At 71.7% G+C, this 11,979-nt stretch carries 13 protein-coding genes and 1 pseudogene; 3 read left to right on the forward strand and 11 right to left on the reverse strand.

What is annotated here, in order from left to right; translation table 11 throughout:
- From GXW76_RS22845 to GXW76_RS22865, 5 genes are all read right to left on the reverse strand, one after another.
- The coding region (locus GXW76_RS22845) for a thioesterase domain-containing protein (RefSeq protein ID WP_211864450.1) at positions 1-623 on the reverse strand (623 nt) is incomplete at its 3' end.
- 151 nt (positions 624-774) lie between these two features.
- A complete protein-coding gene (locus tag GXW76_RS22850) occupies positions 775-1,437 on the reverse strand; it encodes a hypothetical protein (protein WP_211864451.1) in 663 nt (220 codons plus the stop codon).
- Between the two features lie 12 nt (positions 1,438-1,449).
- Positions 1,450-2,046, reverse strand: coding sequence for a protein-S-isoprenylcysteine O-methyltransferase (locus GXW76_RS22855; RefSeq protein ID WP_211864452.1), 597 nt, complete (start codon positions 2,044-2,046; stop codon positions 1,450-1,452).
- Positions 2,043-3,248, reverse strand: a complete 1,206-nt coding sequence (locus GXW76_RS22860) for a hypothetical protein (protein ID WP_211864453.1) — start codon at positions 3,246-3,248, stop codon at positions 2,043-2,045. The genes GXW76_RS22855 and GXW76_RS22860 overlap by 4 nt, the downstream gene beginning before the upstream one ends.
- Before the next feature lie 60 nt (positions 3,249-3,308).
- Positions 3,309-3,893, reverse strand: a complete 585-nt coding sequence (locus GXW76_RS22865) for a TlpA family protein disulfide reductase (RefSeq protein ID WP_338151024.1) — start codon at positions 3,891-3,893, stop codon at positions 3,309-3,311.
- On the opposite strand from GXW76_RS22865, the gene argH reads away from it, so the two are divergent.
- Genes argH through GXW76_RS22875 form a run of 3 tightly spaced genes read left to right on the forward strand, consistent with a single transcriptional unit; the run spans position 3,868 to position 6,013 of the window.
- Positions 3,868-5,298, forward strand: coding sequence for an argininosuccinate lyase (argH, locus tag GXW76_RS22870; protein ID WP_211864454.1), 1,431 nt, complete (start codon positions 3,868-3,870; stop codon positions 5,296-5,298). The genes GXW76_RS22865 and argH overlap by 26 nt on opposite strands.
- Positions 5,295-5,423, forward strand: a complete 129-nt coding sequence (locus GXW76_RS26060) for a hypothetical protein (RefSeq protein ID WP_272876131.1) — start codon at positions 5,295-5,297, stop codon at positions 5,421-5,423. The genes argH and GXW76_RS26060 overlap by 4 nt, the downstream gene beginning before the upstream one ends.
- Entirely contained in the window at positions 5,420-6,013 is a 594-nt protein-coding gene (locus tag GXW76_RS22875; protein WP_211864455.1) for a CYTH domain-containing protein, read from the forward strand. Before GXW76_RS26060 ends, GXW76_RS22875 begins: the two co-directional genes overlap by 4 nt.
- A 13-nt stretch (positions 6,014-6,026) precedes the next feature.
- Here the strand turns inward: GXW76_RS22875 and GXW76_RS22880 are convergent, their stop codons facing one another.
- From GXW76_RS22880 to GXW76_RS22905, 6 genes and pseudogenes are all read right to left on the reverse strand, one after another.
- Entirely contained in the window at positions 6,027-6,950 is a 924-nt protein-coding gene (locus GXW76_RS22880) for a protein-L-isoaspartate O-methyltransferase family protein (protein WP_246514636.1), read from the reverse strand.
- Positions 6,947-9,322: a hypothetical protein gene (locus tag GXW76_RS22885; protein ID WP_211864457.1), complete on the reverse strand. Its 2,376-nt coding sequence runs from the start codon at positions 9,320-9,322 to the stop codon at positions 6,947-6,949. The genes GXW76_RS22880 and GXW76_RS22885 overlap by 4 nt, the downstream gene beginning before the upstream one ends.
- Entirely contained in the window at positions 9,322-10,077 is a 756-nt protein-coding gene (locus tag GXW76_RS22890) for an alpha/beta fold hydrolase (protein WP_211864458.1), read from the reverse strand. Before GXW76_RS22890 ends, GXW76_RS22885 begins: the two co-directional genes overlap by 1 nt.
- A gap of 341 nt (positions 10,078-10,418) precedes the next feature.
- On the reverse strand, positions 10,419-11,012 hold the full coding sequence (recR, locus tag GXW76_RS22895; protein WP_211864459.1) for a recombination mediator RecR: 594 nt from the start codon (positions 11,010-11,012) through the stop codon (positions 10,419-10,421).
- Positions 11,013-11,109: 97 nt separating this feature from the next.
- Positions 11,110-11,433 (reverse strand): YbaB/EbfC family nucleoid-associated protein, encoded by a 324-nt coding sequence (locus GXW76_RS22900; RefSeq protein WP_211864460.1) that lies wholly within the window; start codon positions 11,431-11,433, stop codon positions 11,110-11,112.
- A 12-nt stretch (positions 11,434-11,445) separates the two neighbouring features.
- A pseudogene (locus GXW76_RS22905) lies at positions 11,446-11,979 on the reverse strand (DNA polymerase III subunit gamma/tau); the annotation flags it as partial.

Here is an 11,979-nt window from a genome sequence, read left to right on the forward strand (position 1 = left end):
AAAGGCGGCGGCGCGACGAGGCGCGGGCGCGGCGCGCGGGCCGACACGACCGGCGGCATCGCCTGCGCGGCGTAGAGCGCTTCCAGCATCGCGAGCACCTGGTCGTGAAGCCTTTCCTGCTTCTCGATCGAGAGGTGGGATTCGCCCGGCACGATGCGGTTCTCGATCGTACCGGTGAAGCCCGGCGCGGCCGACAGGGCGCGCGTGCCGAAATCCCGATCCTGGTGGAAGTTCACCACGCGCAGCGGTCCCGGCGGCACCCGGGTCACCGTGGTGGGATCGAAAGTGACGACGAGGTCGGCGGCCACGCCCTGCATGCCCAGGCGCTCGGCCATGCTCAGCGCGTCGTCGGCGCCGAAGGAATGGCCGACGAGGACAAGCGGCCGCACCAGGCGTCTCTCCCGCGCCGCCTGCGCCGACGCGTCGGCCAGGCCGCTCCATTCGACATGGTTGTGGACGCTGGCGTCGTAGCCAGCCTGGCGCAGCCGCGCCGTCAGCACGTTCAGCCCGGTCGAGAAGACATTGGCGAGGCCGCGCAACAGCACGACCCGCCCGCGCGGCGGCCCGGCGAGCGGAGCCAGCCGGGTCGGCCCGCAGGCTCCGAGGAGAAGCAGGCCCGCCATGGCAGCGCGGCGGGGCAGAACGGAAAGGCGAGTGTTCATGCGGAACGCGAGGCGGATCCACCGAGGCACATGCATGGATCAGATGGCCGCATCATGGCGGCAGCCTGGGCCTTACTGCGATCTCGGCAGGGGGGCGGTTGCGACGGTGCGATCACGCCGGAGGCCACGGCGCCGCGCGGCCGGATGGCCCCAGCCGCGCCCGCGTCTGCTCGAGCAGGCGCAGGACCTCCCCGTGCAGGCCAGGATCCTTGTCGATCGTGAAGTGGTTGTCGCCCGACACGGGGCGGTTCTCGAGCACGCCGGTGAAGCCGTTCTCGGCCGAGAGGCCGCGGCCCCAGACGCCCGTGGTCTGGTAGTAGTTCCGCACATGGGCCGGCCCGGGCGGCACGCTGCCGACCAGCACCGGATCGAAGGTGACGAGCAGATCCGCCAGCCCCGTCGCCTGGCCGACCTGGGCGGCGAGGCGGATGCCGTCATCCGCGCCGAGGGAATGGCCGACGACGGCGAAGGGCCGCACCAGCCGCCCCGTCCGGGCGAGGGTGACCGTCTCCTGCGCCTGGCCGCGCCATTCGATGTGGTTGTACGTCGAGGCGTCGAAGCCGGCGGTGCGGAGTTTCTCCTCAAGCTCGTCCATGCCGGTGGAGAACACATTGGCGAGGCCGCGCAGCAAGACGACGCGCCCCTTGGGCGGGCCGGCGAGGGGCGGGTCCTCGCCCCCTGCGCAGGCGGCAAGCGTCAGCCCCGCCGCCCCGAGCAACGCGGCGCGGCGCGACGGCGCCGCGATCTGGCTTTCCACCGTGTTCTCCTCGGCCATATCGCGACTCCGTCAGCCCTGCGCCCGGCGCGCGAAGGGCACGACACGCGGCGTGCGCAAGGCATATTCGTCCCATTGCGCGCCGAAAGTCTCGCGCATCAGCGCCTCCTCCCGCCCCACGCGGAACAGGTAGAGCGTGCCGAAGCCGATGATGCCGGCGGGGCCGGCGACCCAGTTCTGCAGCGTCAGCGCCTGGGCGATCGCCCACATCCAGAAGGCCGAGTACATCGGGTGGCGGACGAAGCGATAGACGCCCTCGGTGATGAGGGAATGTTCCTCCCGCACCGCCAGCGTCACCGACCAGTTGCGCCCGAGCGCCTTGTGGGTGGCATAGAACAGCGCCAGCGCCGCGACGAAGATCGCGAGGCCAAGCGCCGCGCGCAGCGGGGAGAACGGCTGGTCCAGCGTGGCCGGGAAACCGGAGACGATGTAGGCGGCCGGGATCACGCCGAGCCCGGTCAGCGAGATCGCGAGCAGGGCCTTCTCCCGCACGTCCATCGCATCGCGCATCAGCACGTTGCGCTTCGACTTCCGCTCGAAGGGCCGGCGGATCACCCACCAGGCGACCATGCAGAGGCCGTGCAGCAGTTTCGCGATCAGGGGCGTCACGCGGCCTTCTCCATGCGGGCGGCGCCGAGAGCGCCGTCGGGGCCGAGCATCCGGTCGGGGAAGGGGTCGCGCCCGACCGCCCCCGGACCGCAGGCGATCAGCCCCCAGTCATAGAAATAGCGCCGGCCGTTGCCGGTCACGTAGATGCGGTGGGCGCGCAGCACGGATCGCCGCACGCGCCGCCAGGTCGCGTCGTCCAGCATGGCGCGCGGGTGGATGCGTTCCATGCGCGGGCCGGTGCCCGGCAGGCCCAGCACCGCCACCGGATCGGCACGGTGGAAGGAGACGAGGTCGCGGCGGGAACTGAACTCCAGCCAGGCGAGGCCGGGCAGGGCGGCGATCCGCGCCACCGCACGTCGCAACCTTTCCGCCTCCGGCATCAGCGCGGCCTTGAGCAGCGAGGAGCCGAGTCCGACCAGCGCCAGCCGCGGCGCCGGGCGCGGCGGGTCAGGGTCCTGCTCCAGGGCGGCGGCGAGGGCCTCCGAGAGCAGCACCATGCCGAGGCTGTGGCCGATCAGGACCACTTCCTCGACGTCCTGCCGCCGGCGGGCTTCGGCGATCTCGGCGGCGAAGCGCGCGATGCGGGCCGCGAGTTCTGGCCGCGTGCCGCCGGCAAGATCCCGCGCGAAGACCCAGTCGGCGAAGAGATGGCCGAGATGCAGCCGCCGGTCCGCGGCCACCACCAGCGCCAGCGCCAGGGCCGCGCCGAATCCGAATCCCGCCCAGCCGCCCAGCCACCCCGCGAGCAGCAGCCCGGCGCCGAGCCCGGCCACCAGCGCGCCCAGCAGCATCGCCACCGGCAGCGCGACGAAAAGCAGGTAGCGCCAATGCGCCGCCCGGTAGCGCCGGAGCGTGCCATCCGCCAGCAGCCGTGCCAGCGCCAGCCCGCCGCGCAGGATGCGCGCCGGCAGCGGCACCGCCAGGTCGCGCGCGATCAGGTCGTCCCAGGCGAGGATGCGGATCTCGGCTTCGGTCGCCCAGTCCGGCCCGGCGAGCCGGGCGGGGAAGGCGAGCACCGCGCCGTCCGCCGACGCCTGCCCTGCGCCGGTCTCGGCGCGGAGGCCCCAGGTGGCCGCGCAGCGGTCCAGCGTCCGAGCGAGGCGGCGCCGCTGTGCCTCCGCCGTGAGCGGTTCGTAGCCGGGCACATGGAGCACGAGGCGCCGGCGAATCGGAAGGAATGAGGTCGGCGGCGACAATGTCATGGGGCCGGCTTCCCCTCGGGCCTCGCCGGGTCACGTGTCAACCGGTTTTCCCGCGGAGGTTCAGGCTCCGCGAGTCGCCTCCGTCGGCCCGCGGCCCGCCAGCCGCCGGACGGCGGCGATGAATTCCGGCGTGTCCCAGGCGGCGTCGCCCTCGAGCCGCGCCGTCTCCCGCCCGCTGCGGTCGACGATGACGGTGGTGGGCAGGCCGCGCGCGCCGAGCGCCCGTGCTGCTGCGCCGCGAGGGTCGAGCCAGATCCGCAACGTCTGCAACCTGATCCGCTGGTAGAAGGACTGGACCACAGGCGTGCCGCCGCGGTCGGAGGAGAGCGGCAGGACCAGGATCTCCTCCTGCGCCAGCGCCGCCGCCAGGCGGTCGAGCGCCGGCATCTCGGCCACGCAGGGCGGGCACCAGGTCGCCCAGAGGTTGATGACCAGGCCCTTGCCGGTGAAATCCGCGGGGGAATGGGGCTTGCCATCGGCGTCGGTGAAGGTGATGGGGGGCAGGTCCGCGCCCCCTTCCCGCAGCCGGTTCATGCCGTGCGGCGCGGCCAAGCCTTGCCGCGCCGGAAGGGCCACGGCTAGGGTCCCGCCCGCCGCCAGCGCCGGGGCGGCCTTGAGGATGGAACGGCGCGTCGGAACCAGCACGAAAGACAATCCCCCAGTGAGCAGCAACGCCAATCGGCAATGGGGCGGGCGCTTCGCGGAAGGCCCCTCCGCCATCATGGAAGCGATCAATGCCTCCATCGGCTTCGACCGCAAGATGTGGCGTCAGGACATCCGCGGCTCCCTCGCCCATGCCGCGATGCTGAAGCATGTGGGGATCATCAGCGCGGATGACGAGGCCGCGATCCGCGACGGCCTCGACAGGATCGCCGGGCGCATCGAAGGCGGGGACTTCCCGTTCGACGAGGCGCTCGAGGACATCCACATGAACATCGAGGCGCGGCTTTCCGCCATGATCGGCGACGCCGGCAAGCGCCTGCACACCGGGCGTTCGCGCAACGACCAGGTGGCGCTGGACGTGCGCCTCTGGGTGCGGGATGCGATCGACGGGCTCTCGGGCCAGGTGCAGGACGTGATGCGCGCGCTGGTGGCGCGCGCCGAGGAACACGCCGGCACGGTGATGCCGGGCTTCACCCATTTGCAGCCGGCGCAGCCGGTGACGCTCGGGCATCACTTCCTCGCCTATGTGGAAATGCTGTCGCGCGACCTGTCGCGCCTCGGGGATTGCCGGGCGCGGCTGAACGAATGCCCGCTCGGCGCCGCCGCGCTGGCCGGCACGGGCTTCCCGATCGATCGGCACATGACGGCCAAGGCGCTCGGCTTCGACGGTCCGACGCGCAACAGCCTCGATTCCGTGGCCTCGCGCGATTTCGCCGCCGAGTTCCTGTTCTGCTGCTCGATGACCGCGACGCATCTCTCGCGGCTGGCCGAGGAAATCGTGATCTGGACGAACCCCTATTTCGGGTTCGTCAAGTTGAGCGATGCCTTCACCACCGGCTCCTCCATCATGCCGCAGAAGCGCAACCCGGATGCGGCGGAACTGGTGCGCGGCAAGACCGGGCGCGTGGTCGGCGCGCTGGTCGGGCTGCTCACGGTGATGAAGGGCCTCGCCATGACCTATTTCAAGGACATGCAGGAGGACAAGGAAGGCGTCTTTGACGCCGCCGAGACGCTGACGCTCTCCCTCGCCGCGACGGCGGGGATGGTGCGGGACCTGAAGCCCGATGTCGGCCGGCTGGCGGCGGCGGCGGGCGCGGGGTTCTCCACCGCGACGGACCTCGCCGACTGGCTGGTGCGCGAACTCAAGATGCCCTTCCGCGATGCGCACCACGTGACCGGCGCGCTGGTAGCGAAGGCGGAGGGCATGGGCGTGGATCTCTCCGGCCTGACGATCGAGGAAATGCGCGAAGCCGAGCCGCGGATTCACGAAGGCGTCTACGACGTGCTGTCGGTGGCGGCTTCGGTGCGGTCGCGCACCTCCTACGGCGGGACGGCGCCGGCCAACGTCGCGGCCATGGCCGCCGAGTGGAAGGCGAAGCTCGCATGACGCGCATGGCGCTCGCCGCGCTGGCGCTCGCGCTGCTGGCGGGCGCCTGCGGCAAGGTCGGCCCGATCCGTGCCCCGGGCCCGGCCGACCAGATCACCTATCCCCGGCAATACCCGAGCCGTTGAGCCTCGCCACGCCTGTGAAGACCGAGATCGAGCGCAAGTTCCTCGTCGCGCATGACGGCTGGAAGGCGGGCGTGGTGTCGAACTGTCGCATTCGCGACGGGCTGGTCGCGGTGTTCGGCGGCGGCGGCAAGGTGCGCGTGCGGATCGCGGGCGAAGAGGCGACCATCGCGCTGAAGGGCCCGCGGGACGGGCTGGCACGGGCGGAATTCGAGTTTCCGGTGCCGGTCGCCGAGGCCGAGGCGATGCTCGCCGCCTTCTGCCATGGCCCCATCGTCGAGAAGACGCGTCACCTGGTGCCGCATGACGGGCTCACCTGGGAAGTCGACGTCTATCACGGCCTGCTCGCGGGCACGGTCTATGCCGAGGTGGAACTCGCCGCCGAGACGCAACATGTCACGCTGCCGGGCTGGGTCGGGCAGGAGGTGACCGGCGACCCGCGGCACAGTAAGCGGGCGATCGTCGCTGCCTGGCTGGCAGCGGATGGCGTGGCCCGAACCCAGCAGCCTGCGGACCAGGCCGAGGCCGCGCCCGGTGGTCGCGGGCCATACGACACGCATGCCGGCGGCCAACGCCATCAACCGCCGGCATGAACCGTAGCGGCGGTCAGCCCGCCGGTTGGGCGGGCGCGGCCGGGGTGGTGGGAGCGCCTTCGTGGCTGGGCGCGCCCTGCGGCCGCGGTCGGTTCATCATCGCGCCCGTCATCGGGATGAAGTAGACGCCGACATCCTTCCGGCTGCGGACGCGCCCGTCCTCGTCCCTCGTGTAGATGTAGAGGAACTGCCCGCGCCGGAACGGCTGCCCGATGGGGATCACCAGCCGCCCGCCGGGCTTGAGCTGCTGGATCAGCGCCGGCGGCACGTATTGCGCGGCGCAGGTGACGATGATGGTGTCGAAGCCGCCCTGGACTTCCGGCCAGCCGAAGAAGCCGTCGCCCACGCGGGTCTCGACGTTGCTGTAGCCGAGCGGCGCGAAGATGCGCTGCACCGCGGTGCCGAGCGGATTGATGATCTCGATCGAATACTGCTTCGCGACGATCCGCGACAACAGCGCGGACTGGAAGCCGGAACCGGTGCCGATCTCGAGCACCACATGCTCGGGCTTCGGCGCGCAGGCCTGGGTCATGTAGGCCTGGCCGAGATAATCCGACAGCGCCGAGCCATAGCCGATGCCCCAGGGCTTGGGGTCCGATTCATAGGCGTTGGAGGCCTGGTTGGCGCGGCCTTCGTACATGTAGTGGAAGTATTCGCGCGGCACCTGTTCGAAGGCGCGCATCACCGCCGGGTCGGCCTCTCCGTTGAAGCGGGCCTTGAGGTAGGCCTCGATCCGCCGCAGCGCCGCCGGCTTGCGGGCCTGGATGGCGCCGAAGGCCTGGTCCGTCATCTGCGTCTCGCGCCCCGAGGCGCGCATGGCGGCGAGATAGGCTTCCCGTGTCCAGGTGGCGGTGCTGCTGCCTTGCGCGCGCACCAGCGGCGGCGCCGCGACGGCGCCCAGGGCACCAAGCAACAGCGGACGGCGGGACAGGATCATGGACGTTCCCTTGGCCATGCGATGACGGCGCCAACGTAACAGACCATCCCGGCCGCCAGAAGCCAGGACAGCCCTGCCCCATGGCCGAGAAGATTGGCGAAGGGCGTCGCGACGACGGAAAACGCCCCGTTCAGTGCCCAGGCCCAGGGCAGCAGGCCGGCGCCCTCCCGCTGGAAGCGATCGAGGCCGAGCGGGAAGGGAAAGCCCAGCGCCAGCGAGATCGGCGCGAGCGCCACCACCAGCGCGGCCGCACGGGCTGCCCAGGGCAGGTCCAGCGCCGCCAGCACTGCCGGCCGCACGCCGAGCAGCGCCAGTGCCGAACAGCCGACCGCCACCAGCACCGCCAGCCGCAGGGCCCTTCCGGGTGCGGCGACCCTGCCCGCCCACATGGCACCGATGCCGGAGAAGATCAGCATCGACGTCAGCACCAGCGCGAAGCCGGAGGTCCGGTCGCCGAGCAGCAACGCCGCGTGCTCGATTAAGGCGATCTCGATGAGAAGGAAGCCGAGGCCGAGCGCCGGGAAATAGACCAGCGCGCGCCCGAGCACCGGCAGGCTCACCCGCAGCGTCCCGCGCGCGAGCAGCGGCAGAAGGGAGACGACCAGCGCCAGAACGATCGCCTGCGCCAGCACGGCGACGTTCACCAGCAGGCCGATCTCCTGCTGCGGCAGGATTTCGATGCGCGCGAGCGCAGCGCCGAGCGCGGGCAGTCGCACCAGCGGCGACAGCCAGGGCCGGTCCGCCGTGACGGGCGAACGGTCGAAGGCATCCTGCGGCGGCGTCCCGGCGAGAACCTGCTCGGCCTCCCGCGCCACCGCGTCCTGCGCCTCGCCGCCTTGCTCGACCATGCTGCTCTCCAGGGAGACCGGCGGCAGGTCGTTCCAGATGTCGCGGCCCTCGGCGGGCAGGCCCGGCGCGTAGGACAGGTCGAAGGAACGTTCATCGGCGAAGGTGGCGAGGCGCCCGACGCGCGCTTCGTCGAAGGGCTCGCGCGCGATGAGCACGCGCAGGTTCCAGGCAGAGCGGATCACGACAACGTGACGCGCGGGCTCGGCGATACCGGCCAGGCGTAGTGCCTCCCGCGCCGTCGCCAGCACGCGCACGGCATAGACGGGGAGTTCCCGGATGCCGATGGGCACCGAGATCATTCCGCCCGGGTTCAGCCGCCCCAGCCAGCCGGCCAGCGCGTCGGCGGTATAGACGTTGCGGTTCTGATCGTCGGCGCCGAGGAAGTCGCCGGCGATGTCCACCAGGTCGAAGCGCCCGGCCGCGGTCAGCGGATGCGCGGCGGAGATCGTCACGCGCGGATCGGCCGCCGGCGCTGGCGACGGCCCGAAACCATGCAGCAGCGCATCGCGCAGCACCGGCTCGGGCTCGATGACCGTCACGTGGGAGGCGCCGAGCGCCAGCGCCTCCGCCGCGCGGAAGCCGCCGGCGCCGCCCAGCGCCAACACGCGCGGCGCATCGAGCAGCGCATAGGGCGCGCCGTCCAGCGAAGCCCGCGCATGCGCCGCTTCCGGCTGTTCCATGGGCAGCGCGGCGATGCGCGAGCCATCGCGATACAAGCCGAAGGACCGCGGCGGCGCGGGAATGCCGAGCGCGCCGGCGTTGTTCGACACATCCGTGTCCAGCCGCTCGGTGAAGTTGTCGAGCAGCATGTAGACGCCTCGCGGGGAGAGCACTTCCGCCACCACGCGGCTTTCCGGCACGTTCATCGGCGCGTAGATCGCCTTGAACTCGTTCACGCGCGGCGCGGCGAGGCCGAACACCGCCGCCTCGGTCGCCGCCAGCACCACCAGCGCGCCGATGCGCCAGGGCGTGCCGCCCGAAATCATCGCCGCCACCGCCAGCAGCGGCAGCAGCGCCGGCACCAGCGCGAAGGGATGCAGCACGAACATCAGCGCCAGCGCCAGCACAGCCCCTGTGCCCGCGCCGAGCAGGTCATAGCCATAGACCCGCCCGACCTCGCCGGCATGCACGACGAAGTTCAGCGAGACCGCCAGCCCGGCGAGGAAGAAGAACGGGAACAGCGCCGCGTAATACAGCGCGATGTTCACCAACTGCGCCTCCGCCGTCGCGGGGTTCTGCAATTCAAGCGGATTGAACCCGTTGAGCGTCGCGCCGATCCAGCCCGCGCCGCCCACGGCGAGCATCGCGATCGGCAGCGCCGGCAGCAGCCAGCGCGCATGGCGCAGGAAGGCCTCCCGCCCCAGCACCATCACCACGCCGGAGACGGCAAACCCGGTCATGGCGATGGAAATCACCCAGTAGCCGTATTCCGACCAGCTCGCGACGGCGAAGAAGCGGGTAAGCGCGATCTCCACGCCGACGGCCGCGCCGGCGATCAGGAACAGCGGTATCAGCGATTGCATCAGCCCCAGGCCGCCTTGCGCGCCAGAAACTCGTCCATGGATGCATTGAAGCGCGCCGGCTCATCCACGAACAGGGCGTGGCCGGCGGTCTCGAAGATCTCGACCATCGGCTGCGGGTGGCGCTGCGCCACCGCCTCCGCCTGGCCACGCAGCCGCGGCGTCACGGCGTAGTAGACCGGCCGCCGCACGGCATAGAGGCTATCGCGCCAGAACTCCCGCGGCCGCGGGTAGGAGAGCAGCCGGATGGACGCCTCCACCGGCATGCGCTGCGCCTCCCGCGCGATGCCGTCGAGATAGGCCGGATCCTGCGGCGTGCGGTACATGCCGCGGACGAAGCCGCGCACCGTCTCATCCCGCTTGCGCCGCAGGTTGGCGAAGAAGGTCGATGGCCGTGCGGGCGGCGGCGTGCCTTCGCCCACCGAATTGTCGATCAGCGCCAGCCCCGCCAGCCGCCCATCCCCGGCCATGTCGGCATAGGACAAGGCATCCAGCACGCCGAGCGACCACCCCGCGAGCACCACCCGCCCGCCGCCGAGATGCGCCAGCAGGTCGCGAATGTCCTGTCCCCGCCGCGTCGGCTCGTATCCGCCGGTCGGCACATCGCTTCGTCCCTGTCCGCGCGGGTCGAGCGACACCACCCGCCAGCGCCGCGACAAGGCCGCGATCTGCGGCTCGAAGATCCGCGCCGGCATGCACCAGCCAGGCACGAACACCACCAGCCGGCCCGTGCCGGCTTCCAGATACCGGAGCCGCACGCCGTCACTCGTCCTGAACCAGCGCTCGGCCTCGGCGGCACGCAGGGCGGGCGCGGCAAGGGCACAGGCCGCGAGGGCGAGCAGGGTGCGGCGGGCGGCTTTGATCGGGATGGGCGCGTCGCAGGGGGGCGCCGCCCCCCTGCACCCCCCGCCAGAGGCCGAAAGGCCTCTGGACACCAATACTTGGCCGGGTTGGGGGAGGGGCTCGGAGCACGCATCGACGCCGGCGGCTGCGTGGAGCCCCTCCCCCAACCCGGCCAATTCAAGGGTTCCAAGGGCCCTTAGGCCTTTGGCGGGTGGGTGCGGGAGGGCGGCGCCCTCCCGCGGCGCGACCTCCCCCGTCACAGCGGCCTCCGCGCCTTGAACGCCGCCGCCAGCGTGCCGTCGTCGAGCACGTCGAGCGCGCCGCCGATGGGCACGCCCTGGGCCAGGCGGGTGACGGCGATGCCGGTCGGTTTCAGGCGGTCTGTCAGGTAGTGGGCTGTCGTCGCGCCGTCCACGGTGGCGGGCAGGGCGAGGATCACCTCCTCCATGCCGTTGTCTTCGATGCGCCGCAGCAGGGGGGTGATGGAAAGATCCTCGGGCCCGGTGCCGCCGAGGGCGGAGAGCAGCCCGCCGAGAACGTGGTAGGTGCCGTGGTGGGTGTGGGCACGTTCGAGCGCCCAGAGGTCGGCCACGCCTTCGACGACGCAGACGAGTTTCCGGTCACGATGCGGGTCGCGGCAGATCAGGCAGGGCGAGACCGTGTCCAGGTTGCCGCAGACCTCGCAAGGGCGAACGGCGTCGGCGGCGGCGCGCAGGGCGTCCGCGAGCGGCAGCATCTTCCCCGCAGGGTCCATGAGCATCTTCAGCACGGCTCGCCTGGCGCTGCGCCGGCCCAGGCCGGGCAGGCGGGAGAGCAGGGCGATGAGGTGCTCGATCGGGTCGTTCTGCATCTTTGTCCCGGCGCGGTTGCGCCGTGCCCGCCGCCTGCGCGCAGCCGCCACACCAACCCTGCGGACAGGAGGCGTGGCGCCTGCGGCGCCAGGGCGTTCAGAAGGGCAGCTTCATCCCCGGCGGCAGGGAGATGCCGGCGGTCGCCTTCTGCATCTCCTCGGCCATCGTGGCTTCCACCTTCTGCTTAGCGTCCGCGTGCGCGGCGACGAGCAGGTCTTCCAGCACCTCGCGCTCGTCGGCGCTCATCAGCGAAGGGTCGATGGTCACGCGGCGCAGGTCACCCTTGCCGGTCAGGCGCACCTTCACCATGCCGCCGCCGGAGGAGCCTTCGACCTCGGTCGCTTCGAGCTTGGCCTGCATCTCCTGCATGCGCGTCTGCATCTGCTGAGCCTGCTTCAGCATGTTGCCGAGGTTCTTCATCGTTCCATGCACCTATGCGTCGTCGTTGAGGTTTTCGTCATCGGACCAGGCCGGTTCCGCCTCGGGTGGGGCGAAGTCGCGGCCGTCCATCTCGTCGTCGTCGGGTTCCGCGGTGGCGGCGGCCGGCGTCATCGGCAGGCCGTAGTCGTCGGCGGCGGCGTCGCGCACCGCCTCGATCGTCGCGCCGGGGAAGGCGACGAGGATGGCCTGCACGAGAGGATGGTTCTGCGCGGCCTCGCGGCGGTCGCTCTCGGCGCTGCGGCCCTGGTCGGCGAGGGTGGGCTCGCCGTCCTCGTTGCTGATGGTGACGGTCCAGCGTGCGCCGGTGCGCTCGGCGAGCAACGCCGTCAGTTGCGCGGCGAGGTCGCGCGGCGCGGAGGGAAGCGGGCGGATCTCGACGCGGCCCGGCGCGATGCGCACGGGATGCACATAATGCAGCAGATGCGCGTGCAGCATCGGCCTCACGCCGGAGGCGAGCGCGACCACCTCGCGCCATTCGCGCGGCTGCGGGGTCGCGACGGCGGGTGCGGGCGCCGCGGCCGCGAC

The sequence above is a fragment of the Neoroseomonas soli genome, from assembly GCF_018129065.1.
In the GTDB taxonomy this organism is placed as follows: Bacteria; Pseudomonadota; Alphaproteobacteria; order Acetobacterales; family Acetobacteraceae; genus Neoroseomonas; species Neoroseomonas soli.

Bases quoted from the DNA above. Each gene is read 5' to 3' on its own strand.
- GXW76_RS22850 (WP_211864451.1), bottom strand. From the start codon at position 1,437: ATGGCCGAGGAGAACACGGTGGAAAGCCAGATCGCGGCGCCGTCGCGC.
- GXW76_RS22860 (WP_211864453.1), bottom strand. From the start codon at position 3,248: ATGACATTGTCGCCGCCGACCTCATTCCTTCCGATTCGCCGGCGCCTC.
- argH (WP_211864454.1), top strand. From the start codon at position 3,868: ATGGAACGGCGCGTCGGAACCAGCACGAAAGACAATCCCCCAGTGAGC.
- GXW76_RS26060 (WP_272876131.1), top strand. From the start codon at position 5,295: ATGACGCGCATGGCGCTCGCCGCGCTGGCGCTCGCGCTGCTGGCGGGC.
- GXW76_RS22880 (WP_246514636.1), bottom strand. From the start codon at position 6,950: ATGATCCTGTCCCGCCGTCCGCTGTTGCTTGGTGCCCTGGGCGCCGTC.
- GXW76_RS22885 (WP_211864457.1), bottom strand. From the start codon at position 9,322: ATGCAATCGCTGATACCGCTGTTCCTGATCGCCGGCGCGGCCGTCGGC.
- recR (WP_211864459.1), bottom strand. From the start codon at position 11,012: ATGCAGAACGACCCGATCGAGCACCTCATCGCCCTGCTCTCCCGCCTG.
- GXW76_RS22900 (WP_211864460.1), bottom strand. From the start codon at position 11,433: ATGAAGAACCTCGGCAACATGCTGAAGCAGGCTCAGCAGATGCAGACG.